This window comes from Paraburkholderia oxyphila NBRC 105797 (assembly GCF_000685075.1).
GTDB lineage: Bacteria > Pseudomonadota > Gammaproteobacteria > Burkholderiales > Burkholderiaceae > Paraburkholderia > Paraburkholderia oxyphila.
In genome coordinates this window covers 1-26976 of the sequence record NZ_BAYD01000071.1, presented here as the reverse complement: position 1 = coordinate 26976, position 26976 = coordinate 1, and the positions used below count along the sequence as shown (strand labels likewise).

At 66.5% G+C, this 26976-nt stretch carries 23 protein-coding genes; 13 read left to right on the top strand and 10 right to left on the bottom strand.

Going from position 1 to position 26976, the window contains the following annotated elements; genetic code table 11:
* Window positions 1–70 precede the first annotated feature (70 nt).
* Window positions 71–2437 (top strand): bifunctional acetate--CoA ligase family protein/GNAT family N-acetyltransferase, encoded by a 2367-nt coding sequence (locus BO1_RS33235; RefSeq protein ID WP_028221249.1) that lies wholly within the window; start codon window positions 71–73, stop codon window positions 2435–2437.
* Window positions 2438–2537: 100 nt separating this feature from the next.
* Here the strand turns inward: BO1_RS33235 and BO1_RS33230 are convergent, their stop codons facing one another.
* Window positions 2538–3083, bottom strand: a complete 546-nt coding sequence (locus BO1_RS33230) for a hypothetical protein (RefSeq protein WP_028221248.1) — start codon at window positions 3081–3083, stop codon at window positions 2538–2540.
* A gap of 189 nt (window positions 3084–3272) precedes the next feature.
* Here BO1_RS33230 and BO1_RS53785 point away from each other — a divergent pair, with 189 nt between their 5' ends.
* Window positions 3273–5303, top strand: a complete 2031-nt coding sequence (locus BO1_RS53785; RefSeq protein WP_052409697.1) for an O-linked N-acetylglucosamine transferase, SPINDLY family protein — start codon at window positions 3273–3275, stop codon at window positions 5301–5303.
* 49 nt (window positions 5304–5352) lie between these two features.
* Here the strand turns inward: BO1_RS53785 and BO1_RS33220 are convergent, their stop codons facing one another.
* On the bottom strand, window positions 5353–5934 hold the full coding sequence (locus BO1_RS33220) for a PIN domain-containing protein (protein ID WP_028221247.1): 582 nt from the start codon (window positions 5932–5934) through the stop codon (window positions 5353–5355).
* Complete coding sequence (locus BO1_RS33215; protein WP_245643968.1) at window positions 5935–6363, bottom strand: excisionase family DNA-binding protein; 429 nt, start codon at window positions 6361–6363, stop codon at window positions 5935–5937.
* A gap of 397 nt (window positions 6364–6760) precedes the next feature.
* Here BO1_RS33215 and BO1_RS33205 point away from each other — a divergent pair, with 397 nt between their 5' ends.
* From BO1_RS33205 to BO1_RS33190, 4 genes are all read left to right on the top strand, one after another.
* Entirely contained in the window at window positions 6761–7795 is a 1035-nt protein-coding gene (locus tag BO1_RS33205; protein WP_028221244.1) for an aldo/keto reductase, read from the top strand.
* Between the two features lie 46 nt (window positions 7796–7841).
* A complete protein-coding gene (locus BO1_RS33200) occupies window positions 7842–8711 on the top strand; it encodes an amidohydrolase family protein (RefSeq protein ID WP_028221243.1) in 870 nt (289 codons plus the stop codon).
* A gap of 157 nt (window positions 8712–8868) precedes the next feature.
* Window positions 8869–9612 (top strand): SDR family oxidoreductase, encoded by a 744-nt coding sequence (locus BO1_RS33195; RefSeq protein ID WP_028221242.1) that lies wholly within the window; start codon window positions 8869–8871, stop codon window positions 9610–9612.
* A 25-nt stretch (window positions 9613–9637) separates the two neighbouring features.
* On the top strand, window positions 9638–10486 hold the full coding sequence (locus BO1_RS33190; protein ID WP_028221241.1) for an ureidoglycolate lyase: 849 nt from the start codon (window positions 9638–9640) through the stop codon (window positions 10484–10486).
* A 97-nt stretch (window positions 10487–10583) separates the two neighbouring features.
* On the opposite strand, the gene BO1_RS53780 is transcribed toward BO1_RS33190, so the two are convergent.
* Window positions 10584–11039, bottom strand: a complete 456-nt coding sequence (locus BO1_RS53780) for a PaaI family thioesterase (RefSeq protein ID WP_043287601.1) — start codon at window positions 11037–11039, stop codon at window positions 10584–10586.
* Window positions 11040–11319: 280 nt separating this feature from the next.
* On the opposite strand from BO1_RS53780, the gene BO1_RS33180 reads away from it, so the two are divergent.
* Window positions 11320–12912: a methyl-accepting chemotaxis protein gene (locus BO1_RS33180; RefSeq protein WP_028221240.1), complete on the top strand. Its 1593-nt coding sequence runs from the start codon at window positions 11320–11322 to the stop codon at window positions 12910–12912.
* Here BO1_RS33180 and BO1_RS33175 read toward each other — a convergent pair.
* Window positions 12909–14000 (bottom strand): AGE family epimerase/isomerase, encoded by a 1092-nt coding sequence (locus BO1_RS33175; protein WP_028221239.1) that lies wholly within the window; start codon window positions 13998–14000, stop codon window positions 12909–12911. The genes BO1_RS33180 and BO1_RS33175 overlap by 4 nt on opposite strands.
* A gap of 234 nt (window positions 14001–14234) precedes the next feature.
* On the opposite strand from BO1_RS33175, the gene BO1_RS33170 reads away from it, so the two are divergent.
* The 5 genes from BO1_RS33170 (at window position 14235) to BO1_RS33150 (ending at window position 18333) form a co-directional block, all read left to right on the top strand.
* Window positions 14235–14921, top strand: a complete 687-nt coding sequence (locus BO1_RS33170) for an MgtC/SapB family protein (protein ID WP_028221238.1) — start codon at window positions 14235–14237, stop codon at window positions 14919–14921.
* A 311-nt stretch (window positions 14922–15232) separates the two neighbouring features.
* Complete coding sequence (locus BO1_RS60390) at window positions 15233–16390, top strand: hypothetical protein (RefSeq protein WP_028221237.1); 1158 nt, start codon at window positions 15233–15235, stop codon at window positions 16388–16390.
* 204 nt (window positions 16391–16594) lie between these two features.
* Window positions 16595–16750 (top strand): hypothetical protein, encoded by a 156-nt coding sequence (locus BO1_RS60385; protein ID WP_167338416.1) that lies wholly within the window; start codon window positions 16595–16597, stop codon window positions 16748–16750.
* Window positions 16751–17277: 527 nt separating this feature from the next.
* Window positions 17278–17892, top strand: a complete 615-nt coding sequence (locus tag BO1_RS33155) for a flavin reductase family protein (RefSeq protein WP_028221236.1) — start codon at window positions 17278–17280, stop codon at window positions 17890–17892.
* Window positions 17893–18033: 141 nt separating this feature from the next.
* Window positions 18034–18333, top strand: coding sequence for a hypothetical protein (locus BO1_RS33150; protein WP_028221235.1), 300 nt, complete (start codon window positions 18034–18036; stop codon window positions 18331–18333).
* A gap of 9 nt (window positions 18334–18342) precedes the next feature.
* Here the strand turns inward: BO1_RS33150 and BO1_RS33145 are convergent, their stop codons facing one another.
* Window positions 18343–19464 carry a porin gene (locus BO1_RS33145; RefSeq protein WP_028221234.1) on the bottom strand — a complete coding sequence of 374 codons (1122 nt, stop codon included), beginning with the start codon at window positions 19462–19464 and terminating at the stop codon, window positions 18343–18345.
* 398 nt (window positions 19465–19862) lie between these two features.
* On the opposite strand from BO1_RS33145, the gene BO1_RS53775 reads away from it, so the two are divergent.
* A complete protein-coding gene (locus BO1_RS53775) occupies window positions 19863–22397 on the top strand; it encodes a penicillin-binding protein 1A (protein ID WP_084688378.1) in 2535 nt (844 codons plus the stop codon).
* Between the two features lie 15 nt (window positions 22398–22412).
* Here the strand turns inward: BO1_RS53775 and BO1_RS60380 are convergent, their stop codons facing one another.
* From BO1_RS60380 to BO1_RS33120, 4 genes are all read right to left on the bottom strand, one after another.
* A complete protein-coding gene (locus BO1_RS60380; protein WP_167338415.1) occupies window positions 22413–22832 on the bottom strand; it encodes a HypC/HybG/HupF family hydrogenase formation chaperone in 420 nt (139 codons plus the stop codon).
* A 277-nt stretch (window positions 22833–23109) separates the two neighbouring features.
* A complete protein-coding gene (locus BO1_RS33130) occupies window positions 23110–24390 on the bottom strand; it encodes an SEL1-like repeat protein (protein ID WP_245643967.1) in 1281 nt (426 codons plus the stop codon).
* A gap of 3 nt (window positions 24391–24393) precedes the next feature.
* A complete protein-coding gene (locus BO1_RS33125; RefSeq protein WP_028221232.1) occupies window positions 24394–26271 on the bottom strand; it encodes a phospholipase D-like domain-containing protein in 1878 nt (625 codons plus the stop codon).
* Between the two features lie 2 nt (window positions 26272–26273).
* Window positions 26274–26976 (bottom strand): DUF2345 domain-containing protein (locus BO1_RS33120; protein ID WP_028221231.1); only part of this gene is annotated, 703 nt, incomplete at its 5' end.

Below are 26976 nucleotides of genomic sequence, written 5' to 3'. Positions count from 1 at the left end.
TCCTCATTCGTGACGACATCCGGCGGCGCTGCCCGTGCGCGCGCGCCCACACGAACAGCGAGGAGGGGCAGTGACCGTACGCAATCTCGACGCGATATTCCAGCCGAAATCCGTAGCGGTGATCGGGGCCTCGCAGCGGCCGGGCAGCATCGGCAACATGGTGTGGCAGCGCCTCATCGAAGGCGGTTTTGCCGGTCCGCTCTGGGCGATCAATCCGCGTCATGCAGGCGATTTCGAGAGCTTCGACGGCAAGCCCGTGCTCGCCGATACCGGCGACCTGCCCGAGGCGCCCACCGTCGCGATCGTCTGTACGCGGCCCGCCACCTGGCCTGCGCTCGTACACCGGCTCGGCGGCATGGGCACGCGCGCCGCGATCATCGTGGGCGAAGTGCGCAACGAAGAAGACCGCGCCGACCTGCGCCACGCGCTCGCGGCAGCGCGCCCGCATCTGCTGCGCATTCTCGGGCCCGGCACGCTCGGCGCGCTCACGCCGGCGCTCAACGCGCAGCTCGGCGCGGCCGCCACCGTCGCGCGCACCGGTGGCGTGGCGTGGGTCTCGCAATCCAACGCGCTCACCAACGCCGTGCTGCGCTGGGCCGGCCCGCGCGGGCTCGGCTTCTCGCATGCGGTGGCGCTGGGCGACGAAGCCGATGTCGATGTCGGCGATGTGCTCGACTACCTCGCGAGCGATCCGACCACGCGCGCGATCCTGCTCGAAGTGGACAGCATCAGCGCGGCGCGCAAGTTCATGTCGGCCGCGCGGGCGGCGGCGCGCAACAAGCCCGTGCTCGCGCTGCGCAGCGGCCGCGACGATCCGGGCGACGCGCTCTACACGGCGGCGTTCCGGCGCGCGGGCATCGTGCGCGTGGACACGCTCGACGACCTGCTCGACGAAATCGAAACGCTGGGCCTGGGACGCGTGGCCGCGAGCGACACGGCCACGCTCATCACGAGCGACCGCGGCGTGGCCACGCTCGCGCGCGACGCCTTCATGAAGGCCGGCGACACGCTCGCGCGATGGAACGACGAGGCGCGCGCCGCACTCGAGGCGGCCTTGCCGCATGCGCAGGCCGGCAATCCGCTCGTGCTCGGCGATACGGCGAGGCCCGAGCACTTCGGCCTCGCGTTGCAAGCGCTCGCTTCGCAGCGCTCGACCGGCACCGCGTTCGTCGTGCACGCGCCCACCCACAGCGCGCCGGTGGCCGAGGTCGCGCGCACGCTCATCGAAAACCAGCGCTTCGCGTATCGCGGCATGCTCGCGTGCTTCTTCGGCGGCGTGGACGACGCCACGCGCGACGCGCTGCACGCGCACGGCATTCCCGTGCATACCACGCCGCGGCGCCTCGCGCGCGCGTTTGCGCGTCTCGTCGATTACCGGCTCGGGCGCGAACTCCTGATGCAGACGCCCGAGAGCATGCCCGCGCAAGGCGCGGCAGCGATCGAGGCTGCGCAGGGCGTGGCGCGCGCGGCGCTGGCGGCGGGGCGCGACACGCTCGAGGGCGCGGAGGCGGCGCGGCTATTGGGCTCGTTCGGGCTCGAGACGCTGGAGAGCGCGGCGCAGTTCGCGGAGCAAGCCATCGTCGACGTGAGCGTGGAGTTTCGCGACGACGAGAATTTCGGCCCCGTGTTCCACTTCGTGGCGCCATCACCGGACGGCTTCTCGCCGCCGCTGCGCGTCTACAGCCTGCCGCCGTTGAACCCGGTGCTCTCGCGCGACATCGTCGCGCACTCGCCGTATACGCGCTACACCACGCCCGAGCCCACGCTCGCGGTGCTCACCGAGCTTTCGCAGGTGGTGTGCGAGGTGCGTGAGATCGTCGGGATGCAGGTGACGCTGCGGGTGTTGCCTGACGCGGTGAAGGTGGTCGCGCCGCGCCTCGCGCTGGCGGAAAAGCGCAGCCGCTTCGCGATCATGCCGTATCCGCGCAGGCTCGAAGAGACGTTCGACTGGCACGGCCAGCGCCTGACGATCCGGCCGATCCGGCCCGAAGACGAGGAGATGCACCGCGCGTTCATCGACACGATGACGCCCGACGACCTGCGCCTGCGCTTTTTCTCGGCGGTGCGCAGCTTCGACCACACGCAGCTCGCGCGTATGACGCAGATCGATTACGACCGCGAGATGGCGCTCATCGCGACCGTCGAGGGCGAGGACGGCAAGCCGCGCACGCTGGGCGTGGGGCGCGCGGTGGCCGACCCGGACAACGAGACCGCCGAGTTTGCGCTCACGATCCAGTCGAATCTGAAGGGGCGCGGCCTCGGCCGCCTGCTGCTGGAGCGCATGATTGCCTACGTGCGCTCGCGCGGCACGCACTGGCTGCTCGGCGAGGCGCTGCGCGAGAATGCGCCGATGATCGGGCTCGCGCGCGCCTGCGGCTTCACGGTGACGCCGACGGAGGACCCGGGCGTGGTGGGGTTCAGGATGCCGCTCGACTGACGCGGCGTGTCCTGTCCGGAGGCACGGTGCGGCGCAGCTTCGCTGCGCGGCGCCTCCGTGTCATGCCGTTGCATCAGGCCTGGATTCTCGCCAGCCGCAATCAGGCGGCGATTTTCGTGAGCGCGTCGTCCACCTGGGCACGCGTGACGGCGAGCTCTTCGAGCCAGGCCTGTGCGTATTGCGCGCCGGTTTCCTTCTCGAGCCGGGCGATGGTCGCGGCGCAACGCGCGGCGTCCTTCGGCGTGGCGATGAATGCCTTGACCGACTGGCCGCCCTGGAACGCCTCGAACAGCGGCGTGCGGATTTCCTCGGGCAGGGCGCGCGTCGTCCACTGATGCGTCTTGCCGTTGAGGGTCAGCGAAGGCGGCAGCACGCGCTCCTTGCGCGTGGCCGGGATCAGACCGAAGTTGCGCGCGGCTTCGGCAATCTGCTCGGCCGAGAACAACTCATCGGGCGTGATCTCGAATTGCTCGATCGCGGTTTCGACGGTCTTCATCGCGCTCGCGCGGTCGTCGCGCTTTTGCTGGGCGCGCGCGACGATATCGCGCAATTCGTCGGCTTCCTCGCTCGAAATCGTGAAGCTGGCCTGTTTCTGCTGAAGCTCGGAAAAACGCTGGAATTCTTGATCGGTCAGAAGTTTCGCCATGAGGTATGCATGCGCGTCCGGCGCGCCTTGCGCACACCGGACGGTATTTTGAGAGGGTGGCCATTCTAACCGTTTTGCGCGCCGGGCTTCCAGTCGCGATGCTGAACGCGCGCAAGGGCCCGGCGTGCGCCGCAGAAAACCAGGAACGTTCTGATATTCGCACCCCATCACGCTTCCTACGATGGCGTGATGAAAATCTCCACTCCGACTCCGTCGTCGCGTTCCGACGCATTGCTCAAGCGCGGCATCGACCGCCTGAACGCCGAGCAGTACACGCTTGCCGAGGCCCTTTTTCGCGAAATCGTGGCGCAGGATCCGCAGTCTGTCGCTGCGTGGCATCAGCTTGGCGTCGCGCTCGCGCGCCAGAAGCGCTATGTGGAAGGCGAACAGGCGATCCGCCAGGCGCTTTCGATGGGCGAGAATGGGGCGCTGCAGCGCGACCTCGCGTGGACGCTGCTCTGGCAGGGCCGCGACAACGAGGCGATCGCGGCTTACTTCGCGGCCATCAATCTGGGCGTGCGCGAGGCGCGCATGTTCAACAACGTGGGCAACCTCCTCAAGAAGCGCAACGACGCCACTCACGCCGAGGCCGCGTATCGCGCGGCCATTGAAATCGATCCCGGCTATGCCCTCGCGCACGGCAATCTCGCCATGGTGCAGCAGGAGGCAGGGCTGTACGAGGCTGCCGAGGCGAGCCTGAGGCGTGCGCTCGAGCTCGAGCCGAAGTCGGCGCACTTCTGGCAGTGCTACGGCGGCTTGCTGGAGCGCCTGAATCGCCTCGACGAGGCCGACGAAGCGTACTGCCGGGGCGGGCGCTGGGAGTCGGCGCAGTACGTGCGGCGGCGCGTTGCGCACTGGCGCGATCTGGACAAGATCGACCAGGCGGCGCTCGAGATGGTCGCCACGGGCGCGGCCGAGAATCTCACGCCGTGGGGGCTGCTGGGCATCCCGGCGCTCACGCCGGGGCTGCACCGCGAGGCCGGGCGGCGCTTCGCGCAGTCGCGCTGGCGCGGCGAGCTGGCCGCGCCGCCGCTCGTCGCACGCGGCGCGGGTCTTGCCGAGGCGCTGGCGGCCTGGGAGGCGGATGCGCGCCTGCGCATCGGCTATCTCTCCTCCGACTTCTACGATCACGCCACGCTGCGCCTGCTCGCGGGTGTGCTCGAACTGCACGACCCCGCGCGCTTCGACATCCATCTGTATTCGTACGGCGAGGCCGTGCCCGATGCCGCATGGCGCGAACGGCTCGCGGCGCTGCCCGCCACGCTGCACGAGATCGGCGCGCTCACCGACGCGCAGGCGGCAGCGCAGATCGCGGACGACGGCATCCACCTGCTCGTCGATCTGAAGGGCTATACGACCGGCACGCGCCTCGGCATCACGGCGCTGCGGCCCACGCCCGTGATCGTGAGCTGGCTGGGCTATCCGGGCTCGCTCGGCGAGCCGCGCCTCGCGGACTATGTGATCGGCGATGCGGTGGTGACGCCGTCTGCCGCGGCGCCGCACTACAGCGAGACGCTCGCGCTGATGCCGCATTGCTACCAGCCGAACGACCATCGGCGCCAGTGCGGGCGGCCGCCTTCGCGCGCCGAAGTGGGCTTGCCCGAGCGTGGCTTCGTGTTCTGCAGCTTCAATCAGACCTTCAAGCTCAATGCGCAGGTGGCGGCGGTCTGGTGCCGCCTGCTTGCCGCGACGCCGGGCAGTGTGCTCTGGCTGCTCGATCCGGGGAGCGAGCGGGCGCAGGCGAATCTGCACGACTTCTTCGAAACGAACGGCGTGGCACGCGAGCGCGTGATTTTCGCGAAGCGCTTGCCGCAGGAGGCGCATCTCGCGCGGCTGCAACTCGCGGACCTCGCACTCGACACGCTGCCGACCGGCTCGCACACGACCGGCAGCGACGCGTTGTGGGCGGGCGTGCCGATGGTGTCGGCGCTGGGCTCGCTGTTCGCGGGCCGCGTGGGCGCGAGCCTGCTGCACGCGGTGGGGCTCGAAGCGCTGGTTGCGCGCGATCTCGACGCTTATTTTCAGATTGCGCTCGCGCTCGCGAGCGATCCGGCCTGGCATGCGCAGATCCGCAAACGGCTCGCACGGGCGAAGGCCGATGCGCCGCTCTTCGATACGGTGCGGTTCACGCGCGATCTGGAGCGGCTCTTCGTGGCAATCGTCGCGCGGGAGGCGAAGGGTGGAGAAGGGAGCGAAGGACCGGTGGTGGTGAAGAGGTGAGACGCCGCTGGAATGGAGCATGCCATCGCACGAGCATGGGCACGGCGGATTAGATCAACTCCACGGCTTCCCTGATTCGCATGGCCGTGCCCGGCAGCCCGCCGCGTTCGAGCGCGCGGGCAAAATCCTCAGCGGTGGCTTCGGGCTTTTTCCAGCGCGCCCGCATTCGCTTGAACGCAGCGATGCAGACGAGCGTATCGAGATCCCACTGACGGACGATGAAGCGATCGGGATCGACCACGTCGATGCCATGGGCCGCGACTGCCTCAGCAGGAAAATCGCGCAGGTTCGTTGTGACGATGCAGTCGGCGTGGCCCGCAATAGCGGCTGCGAGTACGTGTGCGTCGTTGGGATCGGGTAGCGCGATAGAGGGCACGAGGTGTTTCCATGCTCCGTCCGGGATTTGCCAGTCCGGTACGGCGTCGTGCATGGCGTCGCGGCGCACGTCTAATTTGCCCACGAGATCGGGGCGATGCCGCTCCAGGGCCGCCATCCATTCTTGTTCAATGCGACGCGTCCACTTTGCAGCAAAAAGTCCCGCGGTTGCGAGGCTCATGAGCGCATCGGTCATGGCAATGGGGAACAGAACGCACGCGTCCAGTAAAGCCGTGTAGCGTGCGTTCCCCGCCATTCAGTAATCCAGCCCGAGGTCGCGGGCGTTTTCAGCCATGCGGTCGAGCGCGGCGGACTGCCGTTCGCGCATCGCGCGCTCGTACGCCAGCAGGTCTTCCACGGCGATGCGACGGTGGGTGCCGACCATGCGGTGCTTGAGCCGGCCTTCCTCGATCTCCTTGATCACGAACGGCCGCGAGACGTTGAGGTAGTTGGCGGCTTCGACGGTTGTGAACTCCTGCTTGTCGGGCATGAGCACAACGGTCTTGCCTTCGCTCATTGCACCGAGCAACTGGCCGATGAGCTTGAGCGCGGCGGGCGGCACTTCGATCGAGGGATGGAGGCCGGTTTCGGTCGTGAGCGTGATGGAGACCGCTCGCGAGTGATCGAGCGCTTCCATGATGCAGCGCTGCGCGACGCGGGCCAGTTCCATTTCGTGTTCGCTCATTGCCGGAGGTGCTTCCTTGGGATTTCGTTTGAGAGTGGGCATGGCGTGGCTCCTGATGCGTGTAGCCAATAGCTGCCTGCGATGCACATACTATATGAAACAAGTGAATTAAATGCAATAAGTGAAACGTATGGGGCTGAGGCATATCGTCCCGCCAGCGGCTTGCCTCACCCCTCCCGAAACATCGGCAACGCCTGCACGGTCTTCGGCCGTGCGCGCACGAATTCGGAGACGCCCGACCATCAGGAGTTTATTCTTACGGACAACACCTTCGAGCCGGTCGGCCCAGTGCGCGCGCCGGTGGTCGCTTCGCAGCAAGCACGCAAGCCTGTAAGCGCTGAAGCACTGATGCCCACGCGCGGCGTGCATCGTTGATTCAATCGAGGAGACACCCCGCATGGCGCAGGAGCCCCATCCGCAGGTCGCGCAGCGCCGCCGCATCGGGCGCACGCCGCTCGAAGTGAGTGCGCTGAGTCTGGGCACGGCGCCGCTCGGCGGCCTGTATCGAGATCTCACCGGCGAAGAGGCGCAGGCCACCGTCGATGCCGCGTGGGCGGCCGGCGTGCGCTTGTTCGACACGGCGCCGCACTATGGCCATACGAAAGCGGAGCATCGCCTCGGCGATGCATTGCGGCGCTATCCGCGCCGCGAGTATGTGCTGTCGACCAAAGTGGGCCGCCGTTTCGTGCCGCGCACCCATCCCTACGACGGCAGCGAAGGCTGGCAAGATCCGCTGCCGTTCGAAGCCATTTACGACTACACGCGCGAAGGCATCCTGCGTTCGTTCGAGGATAGCCAGCAGCGGCTCGGCATCGTCGAGATCGACATCCTGCTCGTGCACGACATCGGCCGCCTCACGCATGGCGAGCGCAACGCGCACTACTGGCGGCAACTCACGGATGGCGGCGGTTTTCGCGCGCTGGACGAACTGCGCGCGTCGGGTGCGGTCAAGGCCGTGGGTTTCGGCGTGAACGAGCGCGAAGTGATACTCGAAGCGATGCGCGAATTCCCGATCGACTGCGCACTGCTGGCGGGCCGCTACACGCTGCTCGAACAGGCGCCGCTTGACGATCTGCTGCCCGCGTGCAGCCAGCATGGCGTGAGCATCCTGCTGGGCGGCGCTTTCAATTCGGGCATTCTCGCGCGCGGTCTCGCCGGAGACCGCAAGTTCAACTACGGCGAGGCGCCGCCCGACGTGGTGGAGCGCGTGGCGCGCCTGGAAGCGGTCTGCCGCGCGCACGGCGTGCCGCTCGCGGCGGCGGCGCTGCAGTTTCCCTATGCGCATCCCGCCGTGGCGAGCGTGCTCACCGGCGCGCGCAGCGCGGCGGAAGTGCGCGAGAACGTGGCGTCGTTCGAGACCACGCTGCCGCCCGAGTTTTGGCTCGCGTTGCGCGACGAGGGCCTCGTCGACGCACGCGCGCCGCTGCCCTGAAGCCAAACCCTCGACGCCGGACGCCATGACAAAGCACATCGCGCACCTGCAGATCGACGCGCACCAGCACTACTGGGACCCCGCGCGCGGCGATTATGGCTGGCTCACGCCCGAGCTGAGCGCGCCGCTCTACCGGTCCTTCGGTCCCGCCGATCTTGCGCCGCTGCGCTCACGCTGCGGCGTCGCGCGCACCGTGGTCGTGCAGGCGGCGCCCACCGTCGACGAAACCTGGTATCTGCTCGATCTCGCGCGCCACGACGATTCGATCGCGGGCGTAGTGGGCTGGGTGCCGCTCGACGATCCGCTGGCGCCCGAGCTGATCGACGAGCTGGCGCGCGAGCCCAAGCTGCGCGCCGTGCGCCCGATGCTGCAAGACCTGCCCGACGACGACTGGATCGCGAAGGCGGATACGTCACGCGCCATCGAGGCCCTGATCGCCCACGACCTCGCGTTCGATGCGCTCATCATCACGCGCCACGCGAGCGCGCTCGAAACGTTCCTCGCGCGCCATCGCGCGCTGCGCGTGGTGATCGATCACGGCGCGAAGCCGCCGATCAAGGACGCCGGCGAGGGCGGCGCAGGCTCGCCTGGCTACGCCGCGTGGTCGCAGGCGATCACGCGCCTCGCGCGCTTTCCGCAGGTGTACTGCAAGGTGTCGGGTCTCGCCACCGAGGCCGCGCCGGGCTGGAGCGACGCCACGCTCAGGCCGTGGGTCGAGCATCTGCTCGCGAGCTTCGGCGCGCACCGGCTCATGTGGGGCAGCGACTGGCCCGTGCTCAATCTCAACGGCGACTACGAACGCTGGCATGCGAGCGCTGAGCGCCTGCTCGCGCGTCTGGGCGAGCGCGAGCGTGCCGCCGTGTTCGGTGGCAACGCGGCCGCGTTCTACGGGCTGCGGACCGATCCAGCCGGTTAGAAAACGTCCGTTAAACCGCCACGGCGCTGGCGCGGCTGGCCATAATGGCCGCTTGCTTCACAAGCGTGGCATCCCAGCGGCATCGCATCGATCATTAACCCAAGCCTCATCACTGAACTGAACGCGGCAAGCGCGTCCGCATCGACGGGAGTGGCAGATGGCACAAAGACTGGCCGGCAAGACGGCCCTGATCACCGCAGCGGGCCAGGGCATCGGCTACGCCGCGGCCGAGCTGTTTGCGCGCGAGGGCGCACGCGTGATCGCGACCGATATCCGCATCGACGCGCTGGCAGCCTTGCCGGTCGAGGCGCGCAAGCTCGACGTGCGCGACGGCGCGGCCATCGCGGCGCTCGCACGGGAACTGGGCACCGTCGACGTGCTGTTCAACTGCGCGGGCTTCGTGCACGCGGGCTCGATTCTCGAAGCAAGCGAAGCGGACTGGGACTTCGCATTCGACCTCAACGTAAAAGCGATGTACCGGACCATCCGCGCTTTCCTGCCCGCGATGCTGGAGGCGGGCGGCGGCTCGATCATCAATATGTCGTCGGCGGCGTCGAGCGTGAAGGGCGTGCCCAACCGCTTCGTCTACGGCGCGTCCAAGGCGGCGGTGATAGGGTTGACCAAGGCCGTGGCCGCCGACTTCGTGACGCGCGGCATCCGTTGCAACGCGATCTGCCCCGGCACCGTGGCCTCGCCCTCGCTCGAGGAGCGCATCGCCGCCCAGGCGGCGGCGCAGGGCACGAGCGTCGATGCGGCGCGCGCGGCCTTTGTCGCGCGCCAGCCGATGGGCCGCGTGGGCAAACCCGAGGAGATCGCGGCGCTCGCGCTCTATCTCGCGTCGGACGAGTCGGCGTTCACGACTGGCCAGACGCATGTAATCGATGGCGGGTGGTCTAACTAGTGCACCAAATCAAGGAACAGAGACGATGAAATTGCTTCGCTATGGCCCCAAGGGGCATGAAAAGCCGGGTCTTCTGGATACCGAAGGCCGCATTCGCGCGCTGTCGGGCGCCGTTGCCGACATCGCCGGCGACGTGCTCTCCGACGCGGGCCTCGCGCAACTGCGCACGATCGACCCCGAAACGCTGCCGCTCGTGGAGGGCAATCCGCGCCTCGGGCCCTGCGTGGGTCATATCGGCAAGATGGTGTGCATCGGCCTGAACTACGCCGATCACGCCGCCGAATCGGGCATGCCGGTGCCGAGCGAGCCGGTGGTGTTCAACAAGTGGACGAGCGCGATCATCGGCGCGGACGACGACATCGAGATCCCGCGCGGCTCGAAGAAGACCGACTGGGAAGTCGAGCTGGGCGTGGTGATCGGCAAGCATGCGAAGAACGTGAGCGAGGCCGATGCACTGAACTACGTGGCGGGCTACTGCATCGTCAACGACGTGTCGGAGCGCGAGTGGCAGATCGAGCGCGGCGGCCAGTGGGACAAGGGCAAGGGCTTCGACACCTTCGGCCCGACCGGCCCGTGGCTCGTCACGCGCGATGAGGTGTCCGATCCGCAGAATCTCTCGATGTGGCTCGAAGTGGACGGCCACCGCTACCAGAACGGCAGCACGCGCACGATGATCTTTACGGTTGCGAAACTGGTGTCGTATCTCTCGCAGTGCATGAGCCTGCAGCCGGGCGATGTGATTTCCACCGGCACGCCGCCGGGCGTGGGCATGGGCGTGAAGCCCGAGCCGGTGTACCTGAAACCGGGCCAGACTGTGCGCCTTGGCATTGAAGGGCTGGGCGTGCAGACGCAGAAGACGCGCGCGGCCGAATGAGAGGGCGCCCGTTCTGACTTTACAGCAGCATGATGAATAAACGGCCGCGGAACACCCGCGGCCGTTCTGCTTTTTGGCTTCCCTCGCCGTGCAACGGTCACGCGGGTGGGGTGGTTTCTCCGTGCCCGCCGTTCGTGCCTCCCGCTTCGCCCATCCGGCTGACCGTGCCCTGCGCGAGCGCCACCAGGTGCTCGTCGCCGTTCTCCATCACGAACACGCTGCACTGGCAGGTGGCCTGCTGCCGCCCCGCAAAGACCACCCGCGCCCGCGCCACCAGCGTGCCGGAAATGGCGGGCCGCAGGTAATTGATCTTGTACTCGCCCGTCACCACGCGCGGACCGAGCGCCAGCGCGCCCGCGAACGTGAGCGCGTTGTCGGCGAGATAGCTGATGACCCCGCCGTGCACGAAACCGTGCTGCTGCTTCAGTTCTTCGCGCACGGGCAGGCGCAGCGTCAGCTCGTCGGGCCCGGCGTGCATGAGTTCGGCCCCGAGCAGCATGCTGAACGGTTGGGCGTGAAGCGCGCCGCGCGCGCGATCCAGCAAGTCGGTCATGTTCGGATTCCTCAGGGGCCACGCCCACGTAGTTTCCTAACCACTGTAGGAAGCGCCATGCGGCGGCGCAAGGTGAATCGCAAGGGCACCATCCCCAGATTGTTGCGAAAAATAGCGGAAATCGCGCGGGAATCGTTTCTGCAACACGCTATTGCGCATTTGATGCAGAAATTTCGCGCAATTGACCTCAATCCAACGTTTGCGAGGCCGTAAACCCGTGCGGGCGTGTGCGTTACCCCGCGCGCGCCGAACCTACTCACTGCCATCCCAGGTGTTCAAGATGTTCAGCAAGATCAAGGTCGCATCCGGCCTTTTGTGCGTTTTAGCCGCATTCTGCGTGCTCCAACTCGTGACCGAAGGGCTCGGCTTCTGGGCGCTCACCCGCACGCACGACGACGTGAAGGATCTGTCCCGAGTGGCGCTGCGCCAGGCGAGCGCCGCCAACGAAACCACCCAGCATTTGATGGACGCGCGCATCAATCTCTCGCGCGCGGGCACCCGCCTGATTCGCGGCGGCGGCGCGGCGCCGACCGACATCATCAGCCACGCGCAGGAGCAATTGAGTGCCGCCGACCAGTCGTACGCGGAGCTCACGGCGGTCGAGCCGGTCAATGAAGAAGACCGCGCACGCGTGGCCGCGCTTGGCCAGCGCTATCAGGTCTACCGCAAGGCGCTCGCCGAACTGATCGACGACCTCAACGCCAACAACATCCAGGCCTTCCTCGACCAGCCGACCCAGTCGTACCAGGACGCCTACCTCGCCGAGCTGCGCGACTTCGCGCGCTTTAGCGCGGCGGCCAGCCACGCATCGCTCGCGTCGATCGATGCGCGTCTCGCGCTGTTCCAGACCGTGGGCATCGCGATCCTGATCGTGCTGATCGCGCTCGCCACGGGTGTGCACTTCGCGCTGCGCCGCGGCGTGGTGGCGCCGCTCGAGGAAGCGGGCCGCCACTTCGACCGCATCGCGCGCGGACGCCTGAACGAAACCGTGGCCGCGCGCGGCGACAACGAGATCGGCCTGCTGTTTCGCGATCTCGCGATGATGCAGGCGAGCCTTGCGCGCACGGTTCACACGGTGCGCGAGGCGGCCGGCTCGATCCACGTGGGCGCGGACGAGATCGCGACCGGCAACGCCGATCTCTCGGCGCGCACGGAGTCGCAGGCGGCCTCGCTCGAAGAGACGGCAGCCAGCATGGAAGAGCTGACGGGCACGGTGCGCAACACGGCCGAAAACGCGCGCGAGGCCAATGCCCTCGCCGAGGCGGCGCTCGACGCCACCGCGCGCGGCGGCGCCGTGGTGGGCGAGGTGGTCGAGCGCATGCACGGCATCGCGCAAAGCTCGGACAAGATCGCGGAAATCATCGGCGTGATCGACGGGATTGCGTTCCAGACCAACATTCTCGCGCTCAACGCGGCCGTGGAAGCGGCGCGCGCGGGCGAGCAGGGGCGCGGCTTCGCCGTGGTGGCGGGCGAGGTGCGCGGGCTCGCGCAGCGCAGCGCGCAATCGGCCAAGGAGATCAAGACCCTGATCAGCGAGTCGGTGGCGCAGATCCGCGGCGGCTCGGAGCTCGTCGAGCGCGCGGGCTCGGCCATGCGCGACGTGTCGACGTCGATCTCGCGCGTCACGCAGATGATGGCGGGCATCAGCGCCTCGTCGCTCGAGCAGAGCGCGGGCATCGACCAGGTCAATACCGCCGTTTCGCAGATGGATCAGATGACGCAGCAAAACGCGGCGCTGGTCGAGGAGGCCGCGGCGGCGGCGGCTTCGCTGCACAAGCAGACCCGGCAACTGGCCGATGCGGTGGCGGCGTTCGAGATTTCGCCTGCGGTGCTGGCCGAAGGCCGCGGGCTCGCGCAAGCCGCGGCGCGCTAGGGCAGCGCGCGGTACGCCGTCAGCAGGTGATACGGCGTAGTTGACGGCATGTCCGCGCGGGCGACCTCTCCGCTCGCGCTTCTGCATTCCACCCAGCCTTGCGGCGTGAGAAAGCGCTGCGCAAATTTCCCGATCTGCGCCTCCAGCGTTGCGCGCACAACGGCATCGCCGTGCGTCGCGATGGCGCGCAGATACTCCGTCTGCGCCCAGATGCGCTGCGTGGCGTCGATCACGCGGCCCTGTTCATCGAGGGACGCCGCCACCGCGCCGGTGACCGGGTCCACGCCGTGCTTCACAGCGAATGCGAACGCGCGCGCGAGCGCCTCCTGAAGCCCCGAATCACCCAGCCGGTGTGCTCCCGCCTGTGCCGCGAGCCAGAACCACTCGAACTGATGTCCGGGCTCGAGGCGGTTGCCCGCCGTGCCGAGCGGCAATTCGGCGATGCAGCCCGTGCCCGCGTGCAGGAAGTTGCGCGCGAGCGCTTCGATGAGCCGCGTGATCGCCGTGTCGAATGCGGCGTCGCCGGTGGCGTCGCGGGCCACGAGCCACGCCTCGGTCAGATGCATCAGCGGATTCTGCAGCGGCCCGCTCGTGACGCTCGCAAAGGACGCGTCGAGCGCCGCGTTCAGCAAGCCGTCGTGCGCTCTGAAGCGCTCGACGGTCAGCGCGGATGTCTCGCGCGCCGTTTCGAGCGCCTCGGCCACGCCGAAGCGCTGGCCGTATGCCGCGCACGCGAACACCACGAACGCATGCGTATAGAGGTCCTTCGTGGTGTCGAGCGGCGCGCCCTGCGCATCGACGCTGTAGAACCATCCGCCGTGCGCGCGGTCGGCAAAGGTATGGCGCAGCGATTCGAAGAGCGTGTGCGCATGCGCGGCCTCATGCTCGCCGGCCTGCGAGAACACGAAGAGCTGGCGGGCGCAGGCCATCGCGCGATAGCGCACGTCGGGCAGCGGCGCCGTGCCCGACGCGTCGAGCGCTTCGTGCGGCAGGCGTAGCGCCACATTGAAGCCGGGGCCGCGCCACAACGGCAGGATCGTGCGGTCGAAATAATCGCGCAGGCTCGCTGCGCTGGTGAGAGCGTTCATGAAAGACGTGGGCGCGCAAGGCGCGGGCACGAGGAAAACTGGGTGTCCGCGATTGTACGCCGGGGCCAGTCTGTCTCGATTATGGGGCGTACGATGCTTGACACGCGGCGGCGCGCCGCACCGGGACCGGCCATGATGGCACCGGGGCACCGGGGCGTTGGGCCGTGGCGATTCCAACAACGGGATGGCCCGCGCAAGCGGCGCGCATCCACAACAACAAGGAGAGCGATAACCATGCTCGGTAACTTCGAACTCATTTCGCGGCTGGTGCTGGCCGCCGCACTCGGCAGCGTGATTGGCTTCGAGCGCGAACGTCTGTCGTGGGCCGCGGGGTTGCGCACCCACATGCTGGTCTGCGTGGGCTCGGCGCTCATCATGATCGTCTCCGCGTTCGGCTTTGCCGATGTGCTCGGCGGCGAGCACGTCGTGCTCGATCCCTCGCGGATGGCCGCCCAGGTGGTCTCCGGCATCGGCTTTCTCGGCGCCGGCTCGATCCTGCTGCGCGGCGAGATCGTGCGCGGCCTGACGACGGCCGCGAGCCTGTGGTCGGTGGCCGCCGTCGGCCTTGCGGTGGGGGGCGGTCTCTACACGGCGGCGATCGCGGCCACCGTCATCATTCTCATCATCCTCGCGGGCATCAAGCCGCTCGAGCGTCGCTTCATCACGTTCCGGCAGCGCCGGCGCATCACGCTGCTGGTCGAGCGCGGCGCGCTCAGCTTCCATTCGCTGCACGACGCGCTGGGCACGTCCAGCCCGCGCGTGAAGCAGTTCGTGGTCCAGCAGAGCGACGACTCGCCCGAACTCGACGAGGTGATGATCGTGCTGAGCCGCGTCTCGTCGATGGAGTACGAGGCGATCTGCACGGCGCTGCGGCGCCTGTCTGTCGTCAAGGAGTTTCGCGAGGACGACGCGCAAGGTTGATCCGTCACGCATGCTTCACATTCGAGGGGCTCACAGGTCTGACGTTTGCCGCTAAGATGCCTGACCAGCGGCGCGCGGGTTCTTGAGGACGCGTGTCCGAGGAGCGAAACGCGGCTGTCACGCTGCGGCCAGGCGTGACCGACGCGCGACGCGAGTTCACCTGAAGCGAGTCTCATCGTCGATCCATGGCCGAACACGCAGAAAACGAACCCTCCAATACCGGACGCGCTGGGCGCAGCGCGCCGTCCCGGCGTCGAGCAGCGACGCCTTCCACCGAAACTGAAGCCAGCCTGTCAGCGGACACCGAATCGGTGGAGCCTGGCGGTGCGCTCACGCTCGATCTTTTTGGCGAAGGCCGTGAGCCGGCGCTAGAGCCCGAAGCCGAAGGCACGGTGCAGGCCGCGAGCACCAAGGAAGGTCGTGCGGCGCCCGCGCGGCGCGCGGCGCGCACGAAAGCGGCAGTCGTGCCGGTGGAGGATGCCGCGAATTCCGGCGGCGGCCCGGACGAACCAGCGGCGGCTAGCGCGCATAGCGAAGCGCCGCAACTTGCTGCCACTTTTGAGCGCGAGGCGCTGGAGCCGGACCGACCGAACGACGAGTCCGCAAGTACGCAGGCATCAGGGACGGTGGTTCCGGCAGCCGGGGTACCAGAATCACGTGACGTGCAAGGTGCGGTGGCGCAAATGCAGCAACTGGCGGCTAGTGCGGCCACTTCGACCACCGCGGCTACTGCGGCCACTGCGGCCGCTACGGCCAGCGCGCCGCCGCAGCCTGAAGCGGTAGCCGCGCAAGAGCCTGCGCGACCTGCTCCCGAACCCGTGCCTGGCTCTCACGGCGCAGCCAACGAACCGGTGGCCGTGCCATTGCCGGCGAGCGGCTTTTCCTACGCGGCCACGAGTACCACGGGCCACCCCGCGCGCTTGATCTCGGTGGTGCATCCCGCGGACGTCGACGCGGCGGTCCACGGCTTAGTGCCCGAGCGCGCGGCAAGCCTGGGCGCCGAGCGCGCCGTGGCCGGCTTGCCCACCGAGATCGTCGCGGCGATGGCCGCACAGACACGCAGGACGAAGTGGCTGTTGACGGCGGCCGTTGCCGCACTCGTGGTGACGGCGGGCGTGGCGATCGCGCAGACGCTCCTGCTTGCGAGCCTCTCCGCCGATACGGCAGCGCAGCAGCAGCGCTTCGACGTGCTGATGCAGAACCAGCAGGCCGCGCTCGACAGCGTTGCGGCGCGTCTCGCCGCGCCGGCCACTGCGGCGTTGGCGGCTGCGCCGGTGCCGCCGCCGGCTGCGGCTGGGACGGGCGCGGGCGCTGCACAGTCGGCTGCAACGCCGCCGCGCCGTGCCGCGCGAGTGAGCAAGGCGCCGAAAACGCCGGAAAAAGCCGCATCGCGCGCTGCGAGCAGCACCTCGTCCAAGACGCATCCGCAGCACGCCAGCCCCTCCCGTCAGGCTGCGCCAAAAAGCTGACCTACACCCTTCCTTCGTTTTGACCCCTAAATTTATGGCCACCTATGTGTTGTGCTGATGCAACACATGGGTGACCTGCCATCAAGCTGCGACGCGCTGCCGCAGATTTCTTGCTGCACTGCACTAGCGTTCGACTAGGGAAAACCCTATAATGCTTTTGTTCCTAGGGAAAACCCTTAAAAGCTTGTCTAACCGGGAGTCACCATGAGCTTTATCCTTGCAGTCCTCCAAAAGGTGAACGACCTCTTCGCGTCGCCGAACCTGCCGATGGATGCCGAATACTCGTATGCAGCGCGTCACCGCGAAGCAGATCGCATCCGTCGCTCGCACTACACGCCCTTCGGCATGCCGCGCGACTAATCTCGCCGCATCGGGAGCGTAAGAGCGCAGCCATTCGCGCCGCTCTGATCGATCGCTCCCACAGTCGTTACATCAAATGAAGCCGGTTCTTGTTAGAGAGCCGGCTTTGTTGCGTCTGGAGCTGAACGTGTAGCTGGCCATCCGGTGAGGGCGTGCAGGATAAATATTTCGTTATGCAGATTTAATGGCGCCCGCTGCGCCATGCCCAAAGCGGCGCGACGCGCCCAATGGCGGCGGTTAACGCGCACGACATAGTTTCCCTTTGTCGACAGGTACTTGGGTGAACCGCCCAGAGCTTGTCCACAGGGCTGTGAACAAAATCTGTGGAAAAGTCGCGAGCCTCTGCGCGCGCCTGCGAAGCGGTGTCTGGCAGTTAGTCCTTTCGGATCAACCACCTGGCTTCGATTTCCCGGTGTTGCCCACAGGCCTGTGAACAAAAACTGTGGATAAATACCCACCCTTCCACCGTCAGCGCGCGTCCCCGCCCCGTGTCATAGTGTGAGCCGCAAGAACCCCCACCGCTCACCATGTCCGACACTTACTTCTACGACCCCGCCACCGGCCACGGCCTGCCGCACGACCCGTTCAAGGCGATCGTCGCCCCGCGCCTGATCGGCTGGATCTCGACCCGCTCGCCGGACGGCGTGCCGAATCTCGCGCCATACAGCTTCTTCGGTGCCTTCGCCACGTTCCCCGCCGTGATCGGCTTTTGCAGCGAAGGCCGCAAGGACAGCATCGCCAATATCGAGGCGACCGGCGAGTTCGTCTGGAATCTCGCGTCGTACCCGCTGGCCGAGCAGATGAACCGCAGCTCCGCGCCCGTTGCCGCCGAGATCGACGAGTTCGCGCTCGCCGGACTCACGCCCGCGCCGGGCCGCAACGTGGCGGTGCCGCACGTGGCCGAGGCGCCGGCCGCGCTCGAATGCAAGCTGCTGCAGATCGTGCGTCTGACCGCGCTCGACGGCTCGCCCATGGACAACTGGCTCGCGCTCGGCCAGGTCGTGGGCGTGCACATCCAGCAGCAGTATCTGAAAGACGGGCTCTTCGACACCCATGCCGCGCAGCCCATCATGCGCGCGGGCTATCGCGCCGACTACGCGCAGATCGGCGAGATGTTCGAGATGGTGCGGCCCACGGCCTGAGTGCGTGATGCCTGGCGGGCCTGGCGGCCGCGTTGCCGCCGCCGCTGTGCGCCGCGATAATGGCCCGCAAGTCACCCGCAAAGAACCCGCAATCACCCGTAACGGCCCACACGGCGCGTCTCGCGCGAGGGGAGACAGTCCATGCAATCTCCGACCGGATCGGTCGTCGCGCTCAGCTCGGCGGCGTCGACGATGTTTTCCATCGGCATGATCTTTCTCGGCTACTGGGGCCTGCATGAGCCCGTGCCGTGGCGCCTCGGCGACCGCGTGATCGTCGTGCTGGCGCTGGCGGGCTTCGCCTGTCTCGGCAGCGTGCCCTGGCTCGCCACCTCGCCCCAGAAGGCCGGCGACGAGTCGCGCTTCCTGCTCGCGCGCCGCGCCTTTCTGGCGGGCGCGTGCGCGGTGTGGATCTCGATCGCGCTGTCGCTGGTGCTGGCCTAGCGTCGCGCCTTAGAAGCGCGCGCGCAGGCCCACCGTGCCCACCACCTGATTCGCCGTCGACGAAGCGCCGCCCGCCGTGTTGATGAACGCCACGTAGTTGTGGCCCGTGGCGTGCTGGTACATCGCTTCGGCGTAGAGGTCGGTGCGCTTCGAGAGGCGATACACCACCTGCGCGTCCACCTGCTGCCACTTCGGATCGGCGCCCCAGCTCGTGCGGTCGACGTGGCCGTCGGTGTAGGTATAAGCGAGGCCGAGGCTCCAGGCCGGGTTCAGCTGGTACTTGCCGTTCACTTCGTAATTGTTGAAGCTCATGTCGCCGCCCTGCGAGCCGAACGCGTTCGTGCCCGCGTACTCGCTGCGCGTGAACACGAAGCCGGCCGTGGCCGGGCCGAAGCTGTAGTTCAGGCCGCCGCCGAACGAGCGCAGGCGGTCCGCGCCAAGCGAGAAGCCGCCCTTGCCGTTGGCCGTCGACTCGGCGAGGTCCACGGCGCCCGGGCTGCTCGCATTCGCGCCTTGCGTGCCGTTCATTTGCAGATAGCCGGCGGCCACCGCGAGCGGGCCGTTGTTGTAGCTCGCGCCGAAGCTATAGACGCGGTTGGCCGCGAAATCGGGCTGATTCGAGAACGCGTACAGGGCGCCGAACTTCAAGCCGCTATAGCTGTTGCTCGTGTACTTGACCGCGTTGTTGATGCGCAGCGAGTGGTTGAGGTTGTCGTTGTCGAACGGATGCGCGAAGCCCGTGTCGCCGAAGGTGCCCGCCGTGGCCGAGAGCGGGGAGACGAAGTCCACCAGATCGTCGTACTGGCGGCCCAGCGTGAGCGTGCCGAACTGATCGCTCGCGAGTCCCACGTAAGCCTGGCGGCCGAACATGCGGCCGTCCTGGCCGAGCTTGCCGTTCTGCACGTTGAAGCCGTTTTCGAGCACGAACACGGCATGCAATCCGCCGCCCAGGTCCTCGCTGCCGCGCACGCCGAAGCGGCTGCCGTTGACGTTGCCGCTCGTCGCCTGCCAGAGCGCGCTGCCCGACTTGCCGTTCGCGACGTTGTTCGTGTACATGATGCCGGCGTCGATCAGGCCGTAGAGCGTCACCGAGCTTTGCGCATGCGCGGTGGTGGAGGCGAGGGCGCCAATAAGGCCAACCGCAGCGCCGAGCGCGGCAGTCGAGGCGAGCGTGGGGGCGTTCTTTTTCACGTGTAAAGCTCCTGAGGCTGTTTTTTCGTAGCGTTTGGAATGGGCTTGCTGCGGGCGAAGGCCGGCAAGCAGCGTCAGGAGTGTAAGGATCGACAGCCGCCGGAAAATCGGCTGTGACTGGAGAGGATTCTTCCTCGATCCGGAATAAATATTTCATCGCCGTGTCATAAATCGCGGCGCGGGTGCGGCTTGCATTGCCGCCGGTGCGATAGAAGGCGTGCCCGGCAGTTTTGGTACGATGCACGCTTTGTCAGCCGATCCTGAAGCCCCGCGTGAAGCGTTCCGTGTCGTTCATCCGCGCCCAAGCCGCGAAGTGGTCCTCCCGCCTGAAGCCCCTCATGTCGCGCGTCTGCGCGTTCGTGCGGCCGTGGCTCGGCAAGGGCCTTCATCATCTGCGCCATCCCACCTGGCGCGGCGTGCTAATCGCCATCGGCGTGCTGCCCGCGGCGCTCGTGCTCTATGTGCTGGTGCTGATTCCGTTCACGCCGAGCATCGGCGACATCCGCAAGGCGCGGGTGGATCAGCCCGCGCAGATTCTTTCCGCCGACGGCAAGCTGCTAGCCGAATTCAAGCCCTCGAACCGCGAGTGGGTGCCGCTTTCGCAGATCTCGCCGCACATGGTCGATGCGCTGATCTCGACCGAGGACCACCGCTTCTACGAGCATCACGGCATCGACTTCAAGCGCACGGCCGGCGCGGCGCTGCACACGTTCTCGGGCGACCGCCAGGGCGGCTCGACCATCACGCAGCAGCTCGCGCGCAACCTCTATCCCGACGAGATCGGCCGCGCGCCCACGCTCACGCGCAAGATCAAGGAGGCGATCACCGCGTTCAAGATCGAGGCCGTCTATAGCAAGCCGCAGATCCTCGAAACCTATCTGAATACGGTGCCGTTCCTCTACAACGCGTTCGGCATCGAGATGGCGGCGCGCACCTACTTCGGCGTGTCCGCGGATCAGCTCACGGTGCTGCAAAGCGCGACGCTCACCGGCATGCTCAAGGGCAACGCCTACTACAACCCGGTGATCAATCCCGAGCGCGCGCTCGCGCGGCGCAACACCGTGCTCGCGCAGATGGTGAAGTACGGCAAGCTCACGGACGCGCAATACGCGACGCTCTCGAAGAAGCCGCTGCGTCTGGACTTCGAGCGCCAGACCGAGCCGCCTGGTCCCGCGCCGCATTTCGCGCAGCAGCTGCGCAAATGGCTGATCGCGTGGGCGGACCGCAACGACTACAACATCTATTCCGACGGACTCGTTGTGCACACAACGATCGATTCGCGTCTGCAGGCGATGGCCACCGCCGCGCTCAAGCAGCACGCCAATCAGCTGCAGGGCAGCGCGAATAGTGCATGGAGCGGACGTAACGGCTGCTACGCCGGCAACGATCTGTTCAAGACCTTCATGCGCGAGACGCCCGACTACAAGAGCGCGCGCGACGCGGGTGCGAGCGACGAGGACGCGCTCAAGAAGCTCGCCGCCGACCGCACGTTCATGCGCGCGCTGTGCAAGGACAAGACCACGGTGCAGGCCGGCTTCCTTGCGATCGATCCGCGCAACGGGCAGATCAAGGCATGGGTAGGCAGCCGCGATTTCGCCGACGAGCCGTTCGATCACGTGCAGCAGGCGCGTCGTCAGCCGGGTTCGACGTTCAAGGCCTTCGTCTATGGCGCCGCGTTCGCGGACGGCGCGAAACCCACCGATACGCTGATCGACCGGCCCGTAGAAATGCCGCTCGAAGGCGGCGAGATCTGGCGTCCTAACGACGACGTGCCGCCCAGCAACAAGCCGATGACGCTGCGCGACGCGCTCGCGTTGTCGCGCAACCGCATCACGGCGCAGGTGATGCAGGCGGTGGGCCCCGACAAAGTCGCGCGTCTCGCGCGCGCGATGGGCGTGCGCGACAGCCAGTTGAACCCGGTGCCGTCGCTCGCGCTCGGCACGAGCCCGGTCACGCTGAAGGAGATGGTGTCGGCGTACAGCACCATTGCGAACGACGGCGAGTACCTGGAGCCGCGCATGGTCACGAGCATCGAGGACAGCAAGGGCAATGTGCTCGCGCAATTCGCGAGCGCCTCGCCCGAGCGCGCGCTTTCCGCATCGGCGGACCGCACGCTGCTCGACACGATGCGCGACGTCGTGAATCGCGGCACGGGCGCGAGCATCCGCACGCGCTTCGGCATTCGCGCCGACGTGGCCGGCAAGACCGGCACGACCCAGGACAACGCGGACGGCTGGTTCATCCTCATGGACCCGCAACTGGTGGCTGGCGCGTGGGTGGGCTTCGACGACGGCCGCGTCACGCTTCAGAGCGAGGGCGCGCGCAGCGCGCTGCCGATCGTCGGCGACTTCTTCCAGCGGGCGTTGCGCGCGCGCATCGTCGATCCGCGTGCACGCTTCGCGACCGAGGTCACGCCGGGCGCGTTCGAAACCTTCCGCGACCGGCTCAAGACGTGGATCGACGGCCTGTTCGCCGCGAAGCCGCCCGCCGAGGCGCCGCGCGCGCCGGCCCGCGCTCCGGCGCCGCGGCCCAGCGCGCCTGTTGTGGCGCCGGCGTCCGAACCCACTGAGGTGCCGCCGACGAGCGGCGTCGCGCCAGCGGGCGCGGCTTCGGGGGCGCCCGTGCCGCCTGAGATCCAGCGCATGTTCGGCGAGCCGCCGGTGATCGGCGCTTCGGGTGCCTCGGGCGCGTCGGCGGCGCAGCCGCCGCATCAGGAGCAGGCGCCGTATCCGCCGCAGGAGCCGTCGCTCGCACCGACGCCCACGCCCGACGACTCCGATTCGGATAACGACGCGGGCAACAGCAACGGTGCGCAATACACGCCGCCTACGCCGTCGCCTGCGCCATCGGCTGCGCAGCCGCAGGGCAACTGACCCGGCGCGCGGCGCTTAGCGGTTTTGGATGAGGCGCGCGCAGCCGCGCCCATTCACGAGCGTCAGATAGTGCGCGAGACCCGGCGACGCATGCGCGCCGTCAAGCTCGCCGCTGGCGATGGTTTCGAGCGCATCGAGCGCCGTGTCGATGTCACGGGCGCGTTCGGCGTCGATGACCGTGCGCGCCGCGCCGCGGAACGCCAGCACCCAGGCGCCGGCCGGCAGCGGGCCGGTGCGCGCGAGATCGATCGCGCAGGCGCCGTGACGCGTCACGGCCTGGGCGGCCAGGCCCTCCGCGCAGACGATGCGGGCGGGAACGCCAACGAGCATCGGCTGCCCGGATCTTGAGGTTTGCGGCATGCGCGCGTCTGGCCGCGAGCGCGGAGGCATGCCGGGAGCTGCGGGGCGAGCGGACGGGCGGATGAATCGGGTCATGGCACTTCCTGGACACCGCGAATGGGCGGCTTGTCGAGCGGGAACGACGGCGCAAGGTAGCAGCATCTCGTTGCCTGGGACCGCTTGGCAACGGGCCGATTGATTGCGCGCAAGTGACAGATCTTCCAGGTGCGAGGGATGCACGACGAGCGCGGCGGGCTTGCAGTCGTGCCCGCGAACGAACGCTTTGATACCGTTCCCGATCAGCTTCCAGAGGCCGCAGGCGAGGTTGGTTGTTTCCATGAATCACACCCTGTGATTTGCGCGAAGCACGCCGCTACGCCTGCTCGTCATAGGCCACAAGACTCCAGTCCGCATTGGTCCAGTGAATGCGCATGCCGAACAGCGCATCGAGTACCGGAATGAGACGGGGAGTGGTCAGGGCGATCTTGGGCATTGTCTCTCCCTTCGTGAAATGACGGGTCGCGCCCGGATGCCGGTCCGCCCAATACCGGTCACTCCAGATGCCGTCCTGCGGACATATCGCGCCCGTGCGCACAAGCGTGCCGAGCGGTACGCGTTCGGCCTGCGCGCTCTTTGCTGGCTTGAGCGGCAACCCTGTCGCCGCGTCGAGGTTCTTCTCACGGGCCAGTTTCGCGACAAGCGATTCGGCAGGCTTCTGCGGCGGCGTGGCGGCGTCCTGCTCCTTCTGCCACTGGAATGTGCCGTCCCATTCCGGCAGCTTTGCGGGCGGTAGCGGTACGATTTGGTCAATCTCGGGAACCTTGGGGTTGAGGCCGTCATGGTCGTCCAGAAACTTGCCGATCAGTTTGTAGCGACGTGAGCGTTCGGGGTCGTTCGAAAGATCAAGGTAATCCAGTTCGTTCGATGTGGATGGCCCCCTAAAGCCGGCCTCCAAAGATGAGGCAGAAAGCGTATCTCCAGCTTTAACGCCTGCCTGAAAGGCGACTACAGCAACGTCAAACTTACCGTCATCTTGTGCCTCTACTCCAAGCAAACGAGCGGCTGGACCATAGCCTTGATCGCCTGCACATAGGCGCATCTGCCTCGCAATATCCGGTGCGCGATCTGCTGGCGCAAGCAATTCCGCAACATAGGCCTGGGCCTCCGGACTACCGAGGTCCGCAGCCTTGCGTATAAAAACCAGCGCCTTTTTCTCGTCCATGACCACACCATAGCCAAGTTCAAGGTAGTGGCCCATGTCGTAGTAGCCACCTGGAATTCCGGCAGCGGTCAGTTGCTCGGCAAGGTCGACGGTTTCTCTGGGGGCATCAGGAGACTTCGCCTGCCCCGTAGAGACCAGCAGTTGCAGATTGTTGTTGGCCTTGTAGTGACCATGTGCGGCGGCGATCCGGTAATAACGGGCAGCGGCGTCGAAGTCCTTTGGACCGGGTTTCTTCTCGATGAACAGCCCGTATTTGAAGAGCGTATCAGCCTGCGGATCGAGTGGCGGCAGATGATCCGCTTCGTGAGTGCAGGTAAAGGCGAGCCTGGTGCGTGCAGCATTCATGTCAGTCTGGGAGGGCACAGCATTCTCCTTGTTCGAGCAGGCGCAGATCAACCCCGCCAGCACCAGCATATAGATCAGGGTTCTCATGCGTCAGTCCACGCGCAACCGTTTTGTCGTCATGCTCTTGAAAGCAATGAGCGACGCACACGGCGACTCCGTTTTTTCACCCTGTCGCTTCGTATTCCTGTCAAGGATTCTTCCCCATTGCTTGAATGCTTCCTTCGGATCATCCTGCGCCCCCTGTCCGCCCGTGTGGATATCCCAAAGTTGCCTGCGCAACGGCTGCGTCACGTCCATCCGCTCATGGCAGATGTTCAGTTCGCTGTCCACTGCCATGCTGCGCCGGTTCACGTTGGCCGAGCCGTGCGTAAGGAACACGTCGTCCACCACCATGATCTTGCTGTGCACGTACACCGGCATCCATTGCCCAGGTGGCGAGTCCTTTGCCACCAAGGTGCAGACGAGGACTTTCAGACCGGGAACCGGCTGGGGAATAACGGCATGGTTATTGGCCTCGCCGATCTGCTGGCTCAGGCTGTCAACCTTTTGCGCTGCCGCCTGTCGTTGCGCCGTCGTCGGCGCGATGGCCTTGACGTGCTCGGCTGCATTCAACTGCTCCTGTAGCGAATCCGTCTGCTCCAGGCGGGCAACGTTGGGCATGGTGTCTGCCCGCCCCAGGTTGTTGAGCATGTCGTAGGTCGTCCCTTGCCCCTTGTCCAGTGCATCATCGTCGGAATTCGTCACGACAAACAGATAGATCGGCTTTGCAGGATCGCGCCCCCACGAAATCTGCGCCTGCGCGGCGCTCTTGATCTTTTCCGCAAGCGCGGACCAGCGAAAATACTGGTTCTCGATATAGATGAACTTCGTCGCGTTGTTGACCGCCTGGAGATACATCGGCTCAATATTGCGCACACCTTCCTGTGACTGCGTGCGGTTGATCTGCGCCATGACACGGATGCCGATCTCGTCACGCGGTTGCAGTTTGTCCTTCAGCGCGTCGCGCTTCGCGAGCAGATCCTCCTTTGCATCCCGCCTCCATGCTCTACAAAAATTATCGTTCAGGCTTTCAAGGATTGGCCCCGCCACGATAGCCGACATATCCTGCCGTGGCGTCGCGCCGTTGCGTCCTGCGTTGGGCGATTTCTTGACGTAGCTGTGTCCGTCGTCGTCCCAATAGGCATCGAGCGTGTTGTGCCCCATCACGAAGCCGACTGCGACTTCGGGCTTTTCGTAGTCGATCAACACCATTTTCTGGTGGTGAGATGGCTCGGTCGTGTAGCCAATGTTCGCTGCGGACCAGCTTGGTCCGGCACCGAGCCGACGCATCAGGTTTTCTCGATCCCGGATTTCGTTACGATCCTGCCAGGAAAAATCGCGCGTGACGAGCTCGATACCGATATCTCTCAGCGGCTCTGCAACAAGGGACTGACGCGGGCTGCTCCAGCCGCTCACGACAAACTGTGCGCCAATCTGGCGAGCCGAGGCCCTTCGGGCCAGTTCCGCAGGACTGCTTGCTGGCATGCGCGCACGAAAGTACCAGCTCTGGTCATACGCTCGCTGATCCTTGTCTTCGTTTTGTGACAAGGGCCGCGTCGCGTCGTACAGCGGCATCGACGGCTCACCAAACTGGGCAATATGCAGTGTGTCGAGCCAGCACAGGATGCGGACCTTGACGCCCTGTTTCGCCTTTTTGATAAGCAGATCGCCAATGCGAAGCGACTTGCCACCGTCGCGCCGGAAATACATCGACGGCTGGAAACCCCAACAGACGTAATCGATGGTCGTGGTAGCTGCATCGATGGCATCGTAGAGCGCGCCGAACGCCTCCAGCCCATTTACAAGTGGCTTGTAGTTTGCTCGCCTCGGACGATATTCCGAGCGCTGCACGAACCACGGTAGCGTGATCGTCGCACTCCGGGTGTGGGACAGTGCAATGGGTACAACAATGGGTTTCTGCTGTTCCATACTCAGGAATCCTTGCCGGAATCAAGCATCTTGTCGTAGTCCGCACGATGCTCCGCGCGATTCACCTTGCCGGCATCCGTGCCAGGCTGGCCTTCGTAGTGGTGAAAGCCGCCGTTGGCAAGCTCACCGTTGCCCTCCTTGCCACGGTACTGCTCCGCGACAGGAATCGTATAGCTCGCGCCGTTGGCGAGCTTCAGCGTGTACTTCTGCGTCGTGGGGTGATGATCGACCTGAAGCAGCCCGGTTTGATCGAATACCCCCTGTTTGACGAGGGTGCTGCCTACAAACAGCCTGTACGGCATGCCAGCGGGAATGGCGGCCCGCGAAGCAGGCGAGCCCCCCGTGCTGAACGTGAGTGGCACGGTCGGCAGGCCCGAGAGCGCCGGATGGCTCAGGTCCAGAGGCTGGTTCAGGGGCGCCTTGCCCTGCTTCTGGATCGTGATGACTTTCAGGAACAGGTCATTGGGGCCGCCCAGCGTAATGCTGCCGTCCCTCATCTGTATAAACGCGCCGCCGGATTCGAGCGTAAGTGCGGTCTTCGCAACGATGCGCGCCACGCCGTTGACGCTCGCTATCGTCAGGTCCTGGTCCGCATCAAGCGATATCGGGCCGCCCTGCGCCTGCACCTCGACGGGACCCTTCGCCGCAAAAGCCTTGAAGCCAGCCTTTTGCACGAACAGCGAAATTCTCTCGCCCGCCGCCACC